Origin of the sequence: Pseudomonas gorinensis, from assembly GCF_042015035.1 — a bacterium.
Taxonomy (GTDB): Bacteria; Pseudomonadota; Gammaproteobacteria; order Pseudomonadales; family Pseudomonadaceae; genus Aquipseudomonas; species Aquipseudomonas gorinensis.
Window position 1 is genome coordinate 3,926,292 of sequence record NZ_CP167125.1, and the last position, 17,796, is coordinate 3,944,087.

At 59.7% G+C, this 17,796-nt stretch carries 13 protein-coding genes and 2 pseudogenes; 5 read left to right on the forward strand and 10 right to left on the reverse strand.

What is annotated here, in order from left to right; genetic code table 11:
• Positions 1 to 68: 68 nt before the first annotated feature.
• Positions 69 to 608: pseudogene (locus tag AB7933_RS17920) on the forward strand (TetR/AcrR family transcriptional regulator); the annotation flags it as partial.
• Here AB7933_RS17920 and AB7933_RS17925 read toward each other — a convergent pair.
• Genes AB7933_RS17925 through AB7933_RS17945 form a run of 5 tightly spaced genes read right to left on the reverse strand, consistent with a single transcriptional unit; the run spans position 564 to position 5,840 of the window.
• Positions 564 to 1,562, reverse strand: a complete 999-nt coding sequence (locus AB7933_RS17925) for a DMT family transporter (RefSeq protein WP_024075562.1) — start codon at positions 1,560 to 1,562, stop codon at positions 564 to 566. The pseudogene AB7933_RS17920 and the gene AB7933_RS17925 overlap by 45 nt on opposite strands.
• Positions 1,559 to 2,257, reverse strand: coding sequence for an ABC transporter permease (locus AB7933_RS17930; protein ID WP_024075563.1), 699 nt, complete (start codon positions 2,255 to 2,257; stop codon positions 1,559 to 1,561). Before AB7933_RS17930 ends, AB7933_RS17925 begins: the two co-directional genes overlap by 4 nt.
• A 7-nt stretch (positions 2,258 to 2,264) precedes the next feature.
• A complete protein-coding gene (locus tag AB7933_RS17935) occupies positions 2,265 to 2,969 on the reverse strand; it encodes an ABC transporter permease (protein ID WP_024075564.1) in 705 nt (234 codons plus the stop codon).
• Complete coding sequence (locus tag AB7933_RS17940) at positions 2,969 to 3,808, reverse strand: transporter substrate-binding domain-containing protein (RefSeq protein WP_081329285.1); 840 nt, start codon at positions 3,806 to 3,808, stop codon at positions 2,969 to 2,971. The genes AB7933_RS17935 and AB7933_RS17940 overlap by 1 nt, the downstream gene beginning before the upstream one ends.
• Before the next feature lie 37 nt (positions 3,809 to 3,845).
• On the reverse strand, positions 3,846 to 5,840 hold the full coding sequence (locus tag AB7933_RS17945) for an aminotransferase class I/II-fold pyridoxal phosphate-dependent enzyme (RefSeq protein ID WP_024075566.1): 1,995 nt from the start codon (positions 5,838 to 5,840) through the stop codon (positions 3,846 to 3,848).
• Positions 5,841 to 6,008: 168 nt separating this feature from the next.
• Here AB7933_RS17945 and AB7933_RS17950 point away from each other — a divergent pair.
• Positions 6,009 to 6,127, forward strand: a pseudogene (locus AB7933_RS17950) (transporter); the annotation flags it as partial.
• 15 nt (positions 6,128 to 6,142) lie between these two features.
• On the opposite strand, the gene AB7933_RS17955 reads toward AB7933_RS17950, so the two are convergent.
• The 3 genes from AB7933_RS17955 to AB7933_RS17965 all read right to left on the reverse strand — a co-directional run bounded on the left by AB7933_RS17955 (position 6,143) and on the right by AB7933_RS17965 (position 7,124).
• Positions 6,143 to 6,283 carry a hypothetical protein gene (locus AB7933_RS17955; protein ID WP_024075567.1) on the reverse strand — a complete coding sequence of 47 codons (141 nt, stop codon included), beginning with the start codon at positions 6,281 to 6,283 and terminating at the stop codon, positions 6,143 to 6,145.
• An 11-nt stretch (positions 6,284 to 6,294) separates the two neighbouring features.
• A complete protein-coding gene (locus tag AB7933_RS17960; protein WP_024075568.1) occupies positions 6,295 to 6,507 on the reverse strand; it encodes a hypothetical protein in 213 nt (70 codons plus the stop codon).
• A 71-nt stretch (positions 6,508 to 6,578) separates the two neighbouring features.
• Entirely contained in the window at positions 6,579 to 7,124 is a 546-nt protein-coding gene (locus AB7933_RS17965; protein ID WP_024075569.1) for a hypothetical protein, read from the reverse strand.
• A gap of 677 nt (positions 7,125 to 7,801) precedes the next feature.
• Here AB7933_RS17965 and AB7933_RS17970 point away from each other — a divergent pair.
• Together AB7933_RS17970 and AB7933_RS17975 are read left to right on the forward strand one after the other, a co-directional pair.
• On the forward strand, positions 7,802 to 9,211 hold the full coding sequence (locus tag AB7933_RS17970) for a circularly permuted type 2 ATP-grasp protein (RefSeq protein WP_024075570.1): 1,410 nt from the start codon (positions 7,802 to 7,804) through the stop codon (positions 9,209 to 9,211).
• A 2-nt stretch (positions 9,212 to 9,213) separates the two neighbouring features.
• Positions 9,214 to 10,164 (forward strand): alpha-E domain-containing protein, encoded by a 951-nt coding sequence (locus tag AB7933_RS17975; protein WP_024075571.1) that lies wholly within the window; start codon positions 9,214 to 9,216, stop codon positions 10,162 to 10,164.
• A gap of 308 nt (positions 10,165 to 10,472) precedes the next feature.
• Here the strand turns inward: AB7933_RS17975 and AB7933_RS17980 are convergent, their stop codons facing one another.
• Positions 10,473 to 13,385, reverse strand: a complete 2,913-nt coding sequence (locus tag AB7933_RS17980) for a hypothetical protein (protein WP_024075572.1) — start codon at positions 13,383 to 13,385, stop codon at positions 10,473 to 10,475.
• A gap of 267 nt (positions 13,386 to 13,652) precedes the next feature.
• Between AB7933_RS17980 and AB7933_RS17985 the strand changes: the two genes are divergently transcribed.
• The gene (locus tag AB7933_RS17985; RefSeq protein ID WP_024075573.1) at positions 13,653 to 13,799 is read left to right on the forward strand and encodes a hypothetical protein; all 147 of its coding nucleotides are present in this window, start codon (positions 13,653 to 13,655) and stop codon (positions 13,797 to 13,799) included.
• A 319-nt stretch (positions 13,800 to 14,118) separates the two neighbouring features.
• On the opposite strand, the gene AB7933_RS17990 is transcribed toward AB7933_RS17985, so the two are convergent.
• A complete protein-coding gene (locus AB7933_RS17990; RefSeq protein WP_024075574.1) occupies positions 14,119 to 17,781 on the reverse strand; it encodes a hypothetical protein in 3,663 nt (1,220 codons plus the stop codon).
• Positions 17,782 to 17,796: the final 15 nt, after the last annotated feature.

Sequence of the window (17,796 nt, forward strand, 5' to 3'; positions counted from 1 at the left end):
TAACCGGTAGAGATTGAACGGCCGTTCAACTAACCTTGACACTCCGGTGTTTGATCAAAGGCCTTTCCATGACCGTCGTCCCTCCCAAACTGCGCCGTGCCGACCCCGATGAACGCCGCGACCTGCTGGTTGCCGCCACCCTCACCTGCCTCGCCCGCGACGGCCATGCCGGGATTTCGGTGCGGCGTATCGCGGCGCAGGCCGGGGTTTCCGTGGGCTTGCTCAATCATCATTTCGGCAGCATCGATGCACTGATCGCCGAGACCTACCACAAGCTGGCCAACGAGCTGACCACGGCCCTGTGGGCGCAAGTCGAAGCGGTCGAAGGCGCCGCCGCACGCCTGGACGCCTTTCTCAGCGCATCGTTTTCGCCACGGGTCATGGACCCCGATCTGCTCGGGGTGTGGGTGGTGTTCTGGAGCCTGATCCGTCATTCACCCCACGTAAACCAGTCCCACGAAAACAGCTACCGCGCCTACCTGGGCTTGATCCAGCGATTGCTGGATGATCTGGCGCGCAGCGAAAACCTGCAGATTCACGACACCCACCTGGCCGCTATTGGTCTATCGGCGATGCTTGACGGACTCTGGCTCGAGGGCTGCCTCAACCCCGGCACCTTCAGCCCCGCCAACGGGCTGCACATCTGCCGCTGCTGGGTACAAGGGTTGCGTCACGGCGCATTCGGCGCCAACCACGCCCTGTGACACCGGGCGCCGTGCGCTGAGCATGGCCAGGGTGCCGCTGACGGCGATCAGTACCGCGCCGATGATCAGCGAGACGTCCATCGACGCGCCCCAGATCAGGCTCGACAGCAGGAACGCCCAAACCAGCCCGGTGTACTCGAACGGCGCGAGCAAGGTCGCGGTAGCGCGACGAAAACTGGCAAACAGCAGGAACTGGCCGATACCACCCACACACCCCGCCGCCCACATCCCCAGCCAGGCCGGCGTCGGTGACGGCGTATGGGTCCAGGGCAACGTCACGGCCATACAGATCACGAACACGACATTGGTGATCAGCATCTGCTCCAGCACCGAGGTGGTCAGGTCGACCTGGCGCAGTTGGATATAGGTGAACGCCCAGCATAGGGCCGCCGCCAGGGTCAGGGCGATCGGCAGCGGGTCGACCCGGTGGCTCGGGCGGCAGGCAATGACCACGCCGATAAAGCCGATGATCAACGAAACCCACTGGCCCCGGCTGGCGCGCTCCTTGAGGATCAGCGCCGCGAGCAAGGTCACCATGATCGGCGCGGAGAAATACAGGGTGGTCATTTCCGCCAGGGTCAGGTCCCTGGCGGCGGTGTAGTACAGCAACCAGGCAAGCAGCGACAACAGCCCACGAACGATCAACAGCCTACGGCTGAGCGAGCACCAGGCGCGGCGCAACAGCCCCATGCGCCCGGCGATCACACACGCGGCGACCACCACCAGGCTGCGCCAGAACAGGATAGTGAATACCGAATAATCGGCCACCAGCCATTTGATCGCCGCATCCTGCAACCCCAGGAACGCGTAGGCCAGGGCGCACAGGGCAATCCCTTGCAGCGAGCGGTCCTGGCTCATCCGGCAGCCCTGCGCAGCGGCGTACCGCGTCGCTCGGCGATGGCGTACAGCGCTTCAATCAAAAAGGTCAGGCACAGGTAGACCCCGGCCACCAGCAGCAACGGCTGGTAGATCTGCAAGGTCTGCGCGCGCACCACGTTGGCCGCGCCCAGCAGGTCGACCACGGCAATGGTCGAGGCCAGCGCGGTGGACTTGAGCAACATCACCGTTTCCCCCGCCAACGTCGGCAACAGCAGGCGCATCGCCCTGGGCAGACGCACGCGCCACAGCGCCTGGCGCGGGGTCATGCCAAACGCCGAGGCCGCTTCCATCTCCCCCTTGGGCACGGCCAGCAAGCCGCCGCGAATCACTTCCCCCACATAGGCGCCCACCGAGAGCACCAGGGCGAACACGATGTACCAGTAGCCGTCGCGCAAAAACGGCCAGAGGACACTGCCCCGGATCACCGGAAACTGGGCGAACAGGCTGCCCAGCCCATAGTAGAAGATGTAGATCTGGATCAGCAGCGGCGTACCGCGCAACACACTGGTGTAGGCCAATGCACTGCGCGCCAGCCACTTGCGCCGCGACAACCGCGCCAACGCCACCAGCACCGCCAGGGCAAACCCCAGCACCGCGCTGATCAGCAACAATGACAAACTGGTCTGCAAGCCCTTGGCGATCAGCCCCGCGTAATAACTTATCCACTCAGGCATGTGGCCCTCACTCGACACTCGGCATCCAGCGACGAATACGTCGCTCCAGGCGCCCCGACAGGTGGTTGGAAGCCAGCGTCACCAGGTAATACAAGGCGGCGGCCGTGAGGTAGAACAGCAGGTATTGCCGGGTCGAGCCCGCCGCCTGCTTGGCGGTGTACAGCAACTCATTGGTACCGACCACGCTGATCAAGGCGCTGTCCTTGATCAGGTTGATCCAGAGGTTGGACATGCCCGCCAAGGCATACGGGGCCATGATCGGTAACGTCACCCGGCGAAACAGGCCCAGGCCGCTCAAGCCAAAGGCCCGCGCCGCTTCGATCTGGCCGTGGGGAATCGCCAGGATCGCGGCGCGGAAAATCTCCGAGGCATAGGCGCCCTGCACCAGCCCCAGCACCAGGATCGCCACCAACGGCCCGCTGATATTGACCTGCGCGCCGCCCAGCCACAGCATCAGCGCATTCAGGCCCATGGACCCCGCGTAATACAACAGCAGGATCAGCAGCAGTTCCGGCACCGCGCGAAACACCGTGGTGTAACCGCGCATCAGCAGGGCAATCGGACGGGGTGCGCTGAGCTTGGCGCAGGCCACCAGCAGGCCGATCAACACGCCCACGGCAAAGGCTCCCGCGGAGATCTGCAGGGTCATCCATAACCCCTTGAGCAACGCCTGGCCCCACCCGTGTTCGCTGAAACTGAGAAGGTCGAACATTATTCAGACTTCTGGGCAACGGATGGGTACGGGCTGTCGCAGGTCTTGCTGACAAACGCCGGGGTATCGCCGCGCTTGCACGGGCTCACCGACAGGCCAAAGTAATGCTGGGACAGGTCGTCATAGTCCTGGCTGACCAACAGCTCGCCGATGGCCTTGTCCAAGCGCGCTTTCAACGCGGTGTCTTCCTTGCGTAGCCCGGCGCCGACACCCCGCCCGATAATCGGGTCGTACGGCACGCTGGCGATATGTGCCAGGCCACTGGCTTCCGGGGTCTTGACCATCATCGCGATGGCCGTGTCGTCGGCCATCATGTAGTCGATGCGCCCGGCAATCAGGTCGGCATTCGCCGATTCCTGGGTGTCGTAGTACTTCAGGTCGGCGATATTTTCGTAGTACTTCTTCAGGTAGTTGGCACTGACGGTGGAGATCTGCACACCGATCAACTTGCCCTTGAGGCCCGCCGGGGAGATCTCCACTTCGCTGCCTTTGGGCCCGGCGACGCCCAGCAGGGAATCGTAGTAGGCGCGGCTGAAGGCGATTTGTTTTTCGCGCTCCTCGGTGACTGACATCGAGGAGAAGATCACGTCGATTTTCTTCGCCAACAGCGAAGGAATGATGCCATCCCACGCCACCTCCTGGATCTGGCACTCGGCTTTCATGCCTTGGCAAAGCTTGTGGATCAGGTCCACTTCAAAACCAGACCATTGGCCATTGCCGCCTTTTACGGTGAACGGCGGGTAAGGTTCGGCTGCGACCGCAAACACGATGGGTTTCTCTGCCGCCAGGGTAAAACCTGCGGCCACCATCAACACTGCACTGCTCAACCACCTTGCCATGGGTTTGAAAGTCATGATTTGCCCCGTCTTTTTGGAGTTAGCGCGTTTGGTGTGCGTTGACGAACTGTCGGCAACGTTCACTGCGTGGGTCGATGAACACCGAATCCGGCGAACCGGCTTCTTCGATCAAGCCTTGATGCAGAAAAGCCACTTTGGACGACACATCCCGGGCGAAGGCCATTTCATGGGTGACCAGGATCATGGTGCGGCCTTCTTCGGCCAGGGAGCGGATAACGCGCAGCACTTCGCCCACCAGCTCCGGGTCGAGGGCCGAGGTGGGTTCGTCGAACAACATCACTTTGGGGCGCATGGCCAGTGCGCGGGCAATCGCCACCCGTTGCTGCTGGCCACCGGAGAGAAACGCCGGGTACTCGTTGCGCTTGGCGGCCAGGCCGACGCGGTCGAGCAAGGCTTCGGCGCGTTCGATGGCCTCGGCACGGCTTTCACGCAGCACCTGGGTCGGGGCTTCGATCAGGTTCTCCAACACCGTGCGGTGCGGCCACAGGTTGAAGTTCTGGAAGACCATGCCCAGGGTCGAGCGGATGCGCACCAGTTGCCGGGCGTCGGCCACCAGCGGCGCACCGGGGCGGCCATAGTTGAGCTTGATGCTTTCACCGTCCACGTGAATGCTGCCCTGGTCCGGGACTTCAAGCATATTGATACAGCGCAGCAAGGTGCTCTTGCCCGAGCCGCTGGCGCCGATCAGCGAGATCACCTCGCCTTCGCGAGCGGTAAGGGAAATACCCTTGAGCACTTCGATATTGCCGAAGCGCTTATGCAGGTCAATCACTTCGATCATCTTTTTCGCCTGCGCAGGCTGCGCCACTTCGACCCTGGGCGCCGCCGCGACACGCGGTTCACCGGCCAGCTTGTCGACAAACTGCACGATGCGCCGGCAGGCTTCGGCCAGGCGCTCTTCACTTAAGGTGAAAGACAGGCGCACAAACCCTTGGGCGGGCTCGCCGAATGCTGCGGCGTCGAGCACCGATACACCCGCCTCGCGGAACAGCCGCCAGGCAAAGTCCAGCGAACTGAGGCCCGTGCCGCGCACATCGACCAGTACGAACATCCCGGCCTGCGGCGTCAGGACCTTGATCCCCGTGCATGCGCCGAGGCCCGCCACCACCAGGTCACGGCGCCGGCGATAGATGTCGCGCATGCCCACGGTGACTTCATTAAAGGCCAACACCGCTGCGGTCGCCGCCTCCATCACGAAGCCGGGCAGACCATAGAGCATGCTCAGCACCAGGGTTTGCGCGTGGGCGATCAGCGTGGGTTCGGCGACGATCCAGCCGATACGCCAGCCGGTCATTGCGTGGGACTTGGACAAGCTGCCAATCACCACGCAACGCTCGGCCATGCCCGGCAGCGCGGCCAGGCTGTGGTATTGGCCTTCGAACACCAGGCTTTCGTAGACCTCGTCGACCACCACCCACAGGTCATGGGCTATGGCCAGGTCGGCGATGGCTTGCAGTTCCTGCGGGTTGAGCACCACGCCGGTGGGGTTGTTCGGGTTGGAAAAAAACAACGCCCGGGTGCGTGGGGTAACTGCGGCGGCGAGCTGTTGTGCGTCGAGGCGAAAGCCTGACTCGGGTGAACACGCCACCCGCACCAATGTCGCGCCGCTGGCCTTGAGCGTGGCCTCGTAGGTGACGTACATCGGGTCGAGCACCAGCACTTCGTCCCCCGCCTGCAACAGGCACAGCGAGGTGACGAACAAGGCGTTCTGCGCGCCGGCCACGCTGATCACGTTGTGGGCGTTAACGGGCCGCGCCAGGGTCTTGCTGTAGCGTGCGGCGATTGCGTCACGCAGGGCCGGGCGACCGGGAATTTCCGTGTAGTGAGTGTCGCCTTGGCGCAGCGCGTCGATAGCCGCGTCGGTGATGAAGGACGGCGTGGCGAAATCGGGGTCGCCGACGCTGAGGATGATGATGTCTTCGCCCTGGCTGGCGGCCTGGTAGGCGGCGTGATGGATATCCCAGGCGGCGACGCCTTGCCCTGCAATACGCTCAACGAAGGGGGAAAACCGCATGCCAAAGCCTCTCGTTCAAGAAGAAACTGCGCAAACCCGTGGAGCCGCAAACGGGTGGATACGGTCAACATAGTTGAAACTGAACAGTCGTTCAATGGATGGGATTGGGCAGATGTCGTTTATCGGTCAAATGGGTCGCGAATGACCCGCGGCCAGTGGCGTCCTGGCCATGGGCTGATCGGCACCGGCAGCGAAGTGGCGGTGAACCTGACGGTGGCGGTGATCGCCCTAAGCCTCGTCATTCATGGCCTCGGCGGGTGTGGTATGAACGACGTGCCAGGGCGCAGGATCAGTCTTGGGGCTCACGGTCCCCCCCTATTCTCCGCTTCATCGACATCGCTCAGCGGCACTTCGGCATCATCCATCAGCGACCCTGGGTCTTCATTGCCCGGGTCATTGAGTTCTTCTTCCTCTTCATCTGCTTCTTCGCGTTCTTTGGACATGACCGTCTCCTCTAACCGCCTTGGGTGTCGATATCGGCATCGGTTTCAGGCTTGGGCTCGCGCTCGGGCTTGAAGTCTGGACTGTAGTCGTTTTCCTTGGCCTTGGGGTCGACGGCGGGCTTGGGGTCTTTCGGCGCATCGGCGGCAGTGGCTGGGGCTGGTTCGCCGCCGTCGATGGCGGGGTCGTTGCGGTCGCTGACGTGTGGATCGCGGTCTTTGCTCATGGGGCACCTCGGGTGAAAACGCAACCTGCGTCAAGGTAAGGTCCCGCGCGGGTTGCTGAAGTTCCAATGGCTTAAGAAACGGGATTATCGATCTGGATATAAAAGGCGTAGGCGCCGAGCAACACCCAGAACACCATGAACAGCCATGGCGCGCGCATGGAGAACAGCAGCGACTTGCGATAGCCCTTGTGGGAGGACTCCATCTCCGAGAACAGCGGCGATTCATCGTAGGCCATGCCCATCACCGGTTCGCTGCGCAGCAATTCGCTCTGCTTGTAGTGCCAGTGGTCGATGATCTCGTACGCGGCACGGATCCCCGGCCAGGCATTCAGGGAACTGAGGATGCCGAGGAAAGCCAGGAACACCGGCACCACCAGGGTGAACAACTTGCCCCACTCCGGGTTGAGGTTGCCCATGCCCGAGACGAAGGCAATGACCAGGAACGATTGCGCGGTGAGGTAGGCGTCAGTGCGGTTGGCCAGGATGCTGGTTTCGTACTGGATCTCGCGGCGGTAGAAATCCAGGCGGTCCTTGGGCGAGCCGAAGATCTTGGCGTTGTGTTCGCTGTGATCGATCAGGCTCGATTCGGGGGTGTCGGGTGAAATGATTCTGGGCACATCGGTGCTCCATGCCGGGGCTGAACCCCCTTAGAAGAAGGCAGTGGGGGTGAAGTTCAAGTTTGTTCATGCACCAATCCAGGGCGCCGCATGCCCTTGCGGCGAGCGGGCTAGCCCTAATGCCGTTCAGTTAAGGCTTTTTTGTAGGAGCGAGCTTGCTCGCGAAAAACTCACAGGCGCCGCGTTCATTCAGGAAACACGCGTTATCGTTGACGTTTTTCGCGAGCAAGAACTAGGCGTCCCCCTCGCTCCTACAGAAGGCGATGTACGCTTAACTGAATGGCATTAGGGCTAGCCCCGCGTTGGGCCGCGAAGCGGCCCCAATCAGGCCACCGCATTTATCCAGGCCGATTAAATCGCCAGGTTTTAGGGCTGCTGCGCAACCCAACGCGGGGCCAGCCCGCTCGCCACCGTTACAGTGTGCCTCCTTGACTGACTGGCATCAGGGCTTGCCACCAGGGTAAATCAGCGCGGTATGCGCGTTCCGGCACAAGCATTGCTTTATCCATTCATCTGCCCCGATACAGGAACATTCGTTACCCCCTGACCCAGAGCCGACCCCATAAGAAAGTAAGGACCAGGCCTGTTGGCACCCTCTGCCACGGGCTCATAAAAAATGCGTTTTTTTAAGCGGCAGTGCCACCCAAGGTTGTCCTCGGCACTGACAAGGTACTGGAATGGCTCGATCTTTCTTCGATGAAATGAATGACGCAAACGGCGTGTGCCGTGCGCACTATCAGGATTTCTCCCGCTGGCTGGCCAATACGCCGCCGGAATTGCTGGCCCAGCGTCGCCGCGAAGCCGATTTGCTGTTCCATCGCGCGGGGATCACCTTCACCTTGTATGGCGACGAACAAGACACCGAACGCCTGATTCCCTTCGACATCATCCCCCGCAGCATCCCCGCCAGTGAATGGAGCGTGATCGAACGCGGCTGCATCCAGCGCGTCAAGGCGCTGAACATGTTCCTTGCCGACATCTACCATGACCAGCGCATCATCAAGGCCGGGATCATTCCGGCCGACCAGGTGCTGGGCAACGAGGGTTATCAAAAGGCCATGGTCGGCCTGGACCTGCACCGCGACATTTATTCCCATATTTCCGGTGTGGACCTGGTGCGCGACGGCGACGGCACTTACTACGTGCTCGAAGACAACCTGCGCACCCCCAGCGGCGTGAGCTACATGCTCGAAGACCGCAAGATGATGATGCGCCTGTTCCCCGAAGTGTTCGCCAAGCAGCGCATCGCGCCGGTGGACCACTACCCCAACCTGCTGCTCAAGACCCTGAAAAGCGCCAGCCGCCTGGACAACCCCAATGTGGTGGTGCTGACGCCTGGGCGCTTTAACAGCGCGTTCTTCGAACATGCGTTCCTGGCGCGGGAAATGGGCGTGGAACTGGTGGAAGGCGCCGACCTGTTCGTGCACGACCTCAAGGTGTTCATGCGCACCACCGACGGGCCCAAGGCGGTGGATGTGATCTACCGGCGTATCGACGATGCGTTCCTCGATCCGCAGGCGTTCAACCCGGACTCGATGCTCGGCGTGCCCGGCCTGGTCGCCGCCTACTGCGCCGGCAACGTCGTGCTGGCCAACGCCATCGGCACCGGCGTGGCCGACGATAAATCGATCTATCCCTATGTGCCGGCCATGATCAAGTTTTACCTGGATGAAGAGCCCATCCTGCAAAACGTGCCGACCTTCCAATGCCGCAAGCCAGATGAACTGTCCCACGTGCTGGCCCACCTGGGCGAACTGGTGGTCAAGGAAACCCAGGGCTCGGGCGGCTACGGCATGCTGGTCGGCCCGGCGTCCACCGCTGCCGAAATCGAGGACTTCCGCCAACGCATCAAGGCGCGCCCCCATGCGTATATCGCCCAACCGACCCTGAGCCTGTCCACGTGCCCCACTTTTGTCGAAAACGGCATCGCACCACGGCATATCGACCTGCGGCCCTTTGTGCTGTCCGGCAAGGAAACCCGCCTGGTGCCGGGTGGCCTGACGCGGGTGGCCCTGCGTGAAGGCTCGTTGATCGTCAACTCGTCGCAAGGCGGCGGAACCAAGGACACCTGGGTGGTGGAGGGCTGACCATGCTGAGTAGAACCGCCGCGGATTTGTATTGGATGTCCCGTTACCTGGAGCGCGCCGAGAACCTCGCGCGCATGCTTGAAGTCAGCTACTCGCTGTCGCTGATGCCCCAGGCCGGGCGCAGTGATGGCTTGGATGAACTGGCGATGTCGTTGCTCAGCAGCGGCACCCTGGACAGTTACCTGGAGCGCCACCAGCAGCTGGACGCCGAGCGCATGCTGCACTTCTTCGCCCTTGATGAAGAAAACCCGGCCAGTATCTATAACTGCCTGCGCGCCGCCCGGGGCAATGCCCACGCGGTACGCGGGCGCATCACCGCCGACATGTGGGAGAACCTCAACGCCACCTGGCTGGAAATGCGCAGCATCGCCGCCGGCGGCCTGGCGCGGCATGGCATCAGCCACTTCTGTGATTGGGTCAAGCAACGTTCGCACCTGTTTCGTGGGGCCACATCCGGCACCATCATGCGCAATGACGCCTACCGGTTTATTCGCCTGGGCACCTTTGTCGAACGCGCGGACAACACCTTGCGCCTGCTGGATGCGCGCTATGAGATGTTTGGCGAGGAATCGGAAGAAGTCAGCGACTTGTCGGCCCGCGGTTATTACCAGTGGAGCGCCCTGCTCCGTGCGTTGTCGTCGTTCGAAGCGTATACCGAGCTGTACCCGAATGCGTTGAATGCGCGCTCGGTGTCGGAGCTGCTGCTGTTGCGCAGCGATGTGCCGCGTTCGCTGCATGCGTGTATTGAGGAATTGAGCCATATCCTCGCGGACCTGCCCGGCAGTTATGGCCGCGCGGCACAGCGCTTGGCGGCTGAGTTCGAGGCGCGGCTGAGGTATACGGGGATCGATGAGATTCTGGAGGACGGTTTGCATAGCCGGTTGACGGAGTTTATTGACACGGTGAGGGAGTTGGCGCGGGCGATTCATAGTTCTTATCTGGAGGTCGTGTAAACGGTGGGAGGGGGCGTGCTCCCGATTGCGTCAGTTAAGCAAATCACCGTAAACACATCAGCTACATTCTGGACCAGGATCCGCTCGGTATTGGCGGTGCTACGCCTAGATCAATCTTGGTAGCTTGAGACTCTGCTCCGCTTGAGGTCGGCAGCGAGAGAGAGTGGCAGGCGTTTTTACACATTCAGGGTTAAAAGCAGCGAGTACCTATCCGTTTGAGGCAGTGGATAGGTACTCGGTTATTTTGTTAACTCAGTCTGTGCCGATTACTCCGTCTTGGCTGTTTCGCTGTTAAGCGATGTGTGTCGCTATAGCATTGTCACGACTATGTTATCTAGGGACACTGTATTTACTGGCCCTCTAATATGGAAAGATATTGATACTCCAATCGCAGTTGATGGTATATCCATAATAAATTTAATGTTCCTCCAGGTAGCTGAAGTTGGGAATATAGGGCTTTCACGTACTCCAAGCCCGGGCAATATACTCCCCCGAATCTGTAGGTCATTCGCGCCAGACTCATGTCTATAATCGAAGGATATTTCGATGGTATTGGTGGCCATAAAGTTATAGCCGCTATACAACTTTCGAAGCCAAGAAGCAGCGTATTTTTCTACCTTTACGCTTCGCCAATATATATTTTCGCCTTCTTCTACAAGAGCACCGGCCCCATTAACATTGTACCACCCATTCCAGCTATAAGTGTTGAAATCAGTCCTATCTACTGTAGGCACCCTTTTTACTTTATAAGTAGTAGGAGCAAAACTAACCGCTCTCAAAACATCAGCACTGCCATCAAGTGTCACCTTAATTTCTACGGAGATGGGATCATCAGGCGGTATTTTCTGCAACCAATCACGTGACACTGGCTTGTTCGTCAGTCCGTTCAACTCCGATGAGAGAATTGGATAATTGCTTAATACCGGCAACGGTTCATGTCTGCTGGACTTGAGTGTTATCCACACGCGTTGTCCGGTGGCCATAAACGGCCACTTGAGCACGGCGGCCAAGGGGTTGCCGGTAATAGTGTTCAAGTCCAGCAGGCCGTTATGGGGCACACGGTTGATGATCACCTGTGGTAAAGCCGACACCGGTATCGGCTTCACCGTCACCGTCAGCTTCGCCGAGTGTTTCGTATCGTCGCCCCGGGTCACGGCATACGTGAAAACCACCGTGGCATCACGGTCCCGAATGTTGGCGCTAATCGCGTCACGCGTAATATCGAACACCACCTCCTGCAACACCCGATTACCCGGCTTGGCCGGAATATCCGGCGAGCCGCCATCGCCCTCGCCCTCCATATAAGGCTTGATCCAATCATCGTCACGCATGCCCACATAACGCACCACCAACTGGGCACCCTGCTCCACTCGCAGCGGCTCCAGGTCGGCGGTGTCGGGGCCGGTTATCTGCGCCTCAAGCAATGTCGGCGCCAGCAGTTCACCCAGGTTGCGGCTGATCAGCACCTCCGTGACTTGCGAATAACGCGGCAGCTCGTCGCCACGTGTCAAGGTGTAGAAGACCGCCACGGTTTCATTGAGGTTGTTGTTGACATAGAACTCATCGATATGGTGCTCGGTGATGCTGTTATCGACCGCCACCTGCACCGGCACATTGGTGCGGACAAGCGGGCCGTTCCAGTACATGCGCACCCAGTCTCCACGCTTCGTATCGCCGGCCGGTGCAAACACCTTGGCGTAGCCCTCGATATCGTCCGGGTTCAACTGGCTTCCAATGACCTTTTCAATGATCGGCGCAGGCAGTGTGCGTTGAATCTCACCCACGAGGATTTTCAGCCGCAGCGACTCTTGGGGCCGCCCGCCTGGCCGTGTGTGCGCGTAAAACACCTCCACCAGGTGACCGTCGAAACGCTGCAGCTCGGCGGGGTACACCGTGAACAGCATGTCGCCTTCCGGTGTGGGTTCCACATCGTCGACCTCGCGGCCAACACGGTGCTCGATCGTGTTATCGGGGCTGCTGACGAGGAAGATAACCTCCAGATAACCATCGGGCGGCCAGCTCCCTTGCAGAGGAAACCGCACAGTCGCCTCTTTACTCGGCTCAATCTTGCCGCCCTTATCCTCGTCAATCGTGGGTGGCGGCCATCTTACGACCTTGCCGACGATCTCGAGGTAGAGTTTTTCCGAGGGCTGCTCCACCACGCCTTTCTGGAACAGCATATGCACGCTGACGGTCCCATCGGCAATGGCGACGACCAGCGCGTTGGGGACCTCGAAGGAATGCACCCCCGCTCTGTTCAACGGTTTGATCGGCGTATGGGGGAACGGGTTGCCCTCACTGTCGACACCGGCCCAGATCAAGCTTACGTAGTCATAGGTGCTGGCTTCCGCGTTAGTCACCCAGGTTTCGATTTCCACGTCCCAACCGCCCAGTTCGGCCAGGTCGACCACCCTGTCAGTGTCGGGGAACGCCAGCCACGGCGCCTCTGGCCGCACCTGGTGCAGATGCACATCGATCAGCGATACCGCCGACCAGCGCGCCCATTCATCCGGCAGAGTGCCGACGGCGTTCTTGACCTGATAAGCCACGCGCGTCAGGGGGTTGTTGCCGGCGGCGCTGATCGTGGCGTAGTCAACGGTCAGGGTGATATCGCGTCCCACCTCCCCAGGCTGAACCCGATGCAGCACCTGCTGCGACCCCCAGGCCAGAATGATCAGGTCGTAAGCATGCATGTGCAGCCAATGGTGGATAAGAATCTTGATCCCGGCCAGCGCCCTGGTTTCGTTGACACCATCGAGCAACACTTCCGGCGGCACTACGTAGGACAGGCCCTGGTGCCCGGGGAGCGCGTCGTCGGGGTCGCGCCCTGCGGGGCGTGTCAGCATGACCCGGTACTTGCGCTCTTCGGTGAAGGTTTCATTACCGCTGGCGCGCCGCAGCTTGCCCAACACCGGGTTGGCCCAGAACTCGACGATCCGGTGCGCAGGCACCGTCAGCGGGATAAGGTCCAGGTTCTCCTCGCCTTCGCGAATAGGCGTAGACGCCACTGGCACATTCCGGTTCCCCCAGTAGAGCGAGGCGATGCTGCCGGCACTGACACCGTCTTTGGGATTGACGAGATACACCACCAGCGCCGACTCGGTGTGACGCAAGCCGATGCCGCCGTCGGCAGCGTCAATATCCCCGGCGATAGGTGGCTCCGTCAGCGGCACCACGATGGCAGGCAGGAGAGCAGCTTTCGACTTATCTTTTTTGGACATGGTGAGAGTCCTTGCAAGCAGGTGCGGTGGTTTGCCTCCATCAAACGCCCCCTGCGATGGCTTGCCTACTGTCAGAGTTAACAGGTGGCGACGGGCGGTCAATGATCGCTGATCGATTCATCGAAAACCGCCATGACGCTGACAGGACCATTGGTCGCTACCTGTCAACTCTGACAGTAGCGCATGCATTTATTCCGGTATCTGATGACGGCAAACGCACCGTTTGACGTGCGATCACGTGCACTGATGCCTATCAGGAGATCAATCATGCCCGCCAAGAAGACTCAGCCTGCAGCCGCACTCGAAGAAGCGCCAAGTGCGACTGAAAGTTTGCATAGCCGGTTGACGGAGTTTATTGACACGGTGAGGGAGTTGGCGCGGGCGATTCATAGTTCTTATCTGGAGGTCGTGTAAACGGTGGGAGGGGGCGTGCTCCCGATTGCGTCAGTTAAGCAAATCACCGTAAACACATCAGCTACATTCTGGACCAGGATCCGCTCGGTATTGGCGGTGCTACGCCGAGATCAATCTTGGTAGCTTGACACTCTGCTCCGCTTGAGGTCGGCAGCGAGAGAGAGTGGCAGGCGTTTTTACACATTCAGGGCTAAAAGCAGCGAGTACCTATCCGTTTGAGGCGGTGGATAGGTACTCGGTTGTTTTGTTAACTCAGTCTGCTCCGGTTATTCCGCAATTATTCCGTCCCGACTGTTTCGTTGTTAAGCGATACGCGCCGTTATAGTATTGTTACGACTATATTGTCTATGGATGTAGAATTTCCTGTTAAGTTTTGAATATAGACATCCACAGAAAACGATCCATTAATTGAAGGGCCACTTACGGTAAATTTCATATTCCTCCAGGTGGGTGAATATGGGAATGTAGGGCTGTCATAAGTAGCGCGGCCGGGAAATGTTATCACCCGAAAAACCGTATCGTTCGCGAAAAACTCATGTCTATAATCGCAAGATATTTCAATGGTCTTTATGCTTATATGGTTGAAATAGCCATATCGCTTTGAAAGCCTTGGCAATCTGTTTGGTACACTTATGCTCCGCCAATATATATTTGTGCCCTCTTTTATAAGAGCTCCATCCGCACCAACGTTGCGCCACTCATTCCAGTCATAGTTGCTGAAGTCAGTCCTATCTACTGTAGGCACCCTTTTTACCTTATAAGTAGTAGGTGCAAAACTAACCGCTCTCGAAACATCAGCGCTGCCATCAAGTGTCACCTTAATTTCTACGGAGATGGGATCATCAGGCGGTATTTTTTGCAACCAATCACGTGACACTGGCTTGTTCGTCAGTCCGTTCAACTCCGATGAGAGAATTGGATAATTGGTCAATACCGGCAACGGTTCATGTCCGCTGGCGTTGAGTGTTATCCACACGCGTTGTCCGGTGGCAATAAATGGCCACTTGAGCACGGCGGCCAAGGGGTTGCCGGTGATAGTGTTCAAATCCAGCAGGCCGTTATGGGGCACACGGTTGATGATCACCTGTGGCAAAGCCGACACCGGTATCGGCGTCACCGTCACCGTTAATATCAGCGAGCTTCGCGTTACCCCGGCACGAGTAACCTCATACTTAAGGGTAAACGTCTTGTTTGCCTTACCGATGTTGGCGGCTATCGCTGTCTTGGGGATATCAAAAGTCACCACGCCGCCGGCCAAGCCATTTTTCTCGGCAATCACCGGCGAACCGAGTCCCGATGTCCCAACCATCGTGACCTTGATCTTGTCGGTGGTATACATCGGTGAGAACGCTACCGATACCGTGCCGCCATTTTGCGCATTCAAGGGCGCAAGGGTCACCGGAGAGCCGGTACCGGTGGCCTCGGTCAGTATGGGCAGCGGGTATTGATCCGGTATCTCGATGGTATTGACGATGTACTCCACCAGCGGGAAAGACAGGGCCTTGGCTTCAACCTTGCTCAGGCTCACTGCGGCCTTGAACTCCATCTTCAGCGTGGTGCCATTCCCCAACCCGTTCAGGTACGTCCGAGGGAGCGGATATTCGATTTTTCCGGTGGAAATCCAGGTCGGGTTGACCTTCGACTGGCCCGCACCGTTGAACAACAAATGTTCATGACTGACGTTGTCCTTTGTTCTCCCCAGAAACCTCAACCAGACGGGGTAAGGTGCTGTGATGAACGCCCAGACGCCTACATGGGCGGTGGCGTCGCCAGTAAAGCGCGTCAAGTCCAGGACCCTGGTCGCCTCATTGGCTTCATTGAGCTTGAGCACGGTCTGCGCCAACTCATCCGGCGGAATCGGCTTCACCTTCACCGTCAGCTTCGCCGAGTGCTTCGTGTCGTCACCCCGGGTCACGGCATACGTGAAAACCACCGTGGTATCACGGTCCCGAATGTTGGCGTGAATCGCGTCCCGCGTAATATCGAACACCACCTCCTGCAACACCCGATTACCCGGCTTGGCCGGAATATCCGGCGAGCCGCCATCGCCCTCGCCCTCCATATAAGGCTTGATCCAATCATCGTCACGCATGCCCACATAACGCACCACCAACTGGGTGCCCTGCTGCACTCGCAGCGGCTCCAGGTCGGCGGTGTCGGGGCCGGTTATCTGCGCCTCAAGCAATGTCGGCGCCAGCAGTTCACCCAGGTTGCGGCTGATCAGCACCTCAGTGACTTGCGAATAACGCGGCAGCTCGTCGCCACGTGTCAAGGTGTAGAAGACCGCCACGGTTTCATTGAGGTTGTTATTGACATAGAACTCATCGATATGGTGCTCGGTGATGCTGTTATCGACCGCCACCTGCACCGGCACATTGGTGCGGACAAGCGGGCCGTTCCAGTACATGCGCACCCAGTCTCCACGCTTCGTATCGCCGGCCGGTGCAAACACCTTGGCGTAGCCCTCGATATCGTCCGGGTTCAACTGACTTCCAATGACCTTTTCAATGATCGGCGCAGGCAGTGTGCGTTGAATCTCACCCACGAGGATTTTCAGCCGCAGCGACTCTTGGGGCCGCCCGCCTGGCCGTGTGTGCGCGTAAAACACCTCCACCAGGTGACCGTCGAAACGCTGCAGCTCGGCGGGGTACACCGTGAACAGCATGTCGCCTTCCGGTGTGGGTTCCACATCGTCGACCTCGCGGCCAACACGGTGCTCGATCGTGTTATCGGGGCTGCTGACGAGGAAGATAACCTCCAGATAACCATCGGGCGGCCAGCTCCCTTGCAGAGGAAACCGCACAGTCGCCTCTTTACTCGGCTCAATCTTGCCGCCCTTATCCTCGTCAATCGTGGGTGGCGGCCATCTTACGACCTTGCCGACGATCTCGAGGTAGAGTTTTTCCGAGGGCTGCTCCACCACGCCTTTCTGGAACAGCATATGCACGCTGACGGTCCCATCGGCAATGGCGACGACCAGCGCGTTGGGGACCTCGAAGGAATGCACCCCCGCTCTGTTCAACGGTTTGATCGGCGTATGGGGGAACGGGTTGCCCTCACTGTCGACACCGGCCCAGATCAAGCTTACGTAGTCATAGGCGGCGGCTTCCGCGTTAGTCACCCAGGTTTCGATTTCCACGTCCCAACCGCCCAGTTCGGCCAGGTCGACCACCCTGTCAGTGTCGGGGAACGCCAGCCACGGCGCCTCTGGCCGCACCTGGTGCAGATGCACATCGATCAGCGATACCGCCGACCAGCGCGCCCACTCATCCGGCAGAGTGCCGACGGCGTTCTTGACCTGGTAAGCCACGCGCGTCAGGGGGTTGTTGCCGGCGGCGCTGATCGTGGCGTAGTCAACGGTCAGGGTGATATCGCGCCCCACCTCCCCAGGCTGGACCCGATGCAGCACCTGCTGCGACCCCCAGGCCAGAATGATCAGGTCGTAAGCATGCATGTGCAGCCAATGGTGGATAAGAATCTTGATCCCGGCCAGCGCCCTGGTTTCGTTGACACCATCGAGCAACACTTCCGGCGGCACTACGTAGGACAGGCCCTGGTGCCCGGGGAGCGCGTCGTCGGGGTCGCGCCCTGCGGGGCGTGTCAGCATGACCCGGTACTTGCGCTCTTCGGTGAAGGTTTCATTACCGCTGGCGCGCCGCAGCTTGCCCAACACCGGGTTGGCCCAGAACTCGACGATCCGGTGCGCAGGCACCGTCAGCGGGATAAGGTCCAGGTTCTCCTCGCCTTCGCGAATAGGCGTAGACGCCACTGGCACATTCCGGTTCCCCCAGTAGAGCGAGGCGATGCTGCCGGCACTGACACCGTCTTTGGGATTGACGAGATACACCACCAGCGCCGACTCGGTGTGACGCAAGCCGATGCCGCCGTCGGCAGCGTCAATATCCCCGGCGATAGGCGGCTCCGTCAGCGGCACCACGATGGCGGGCAGGAGAGCAGCTTTCGACTTATCTTTTTTGGACATGGTGAGAGTCCTTGC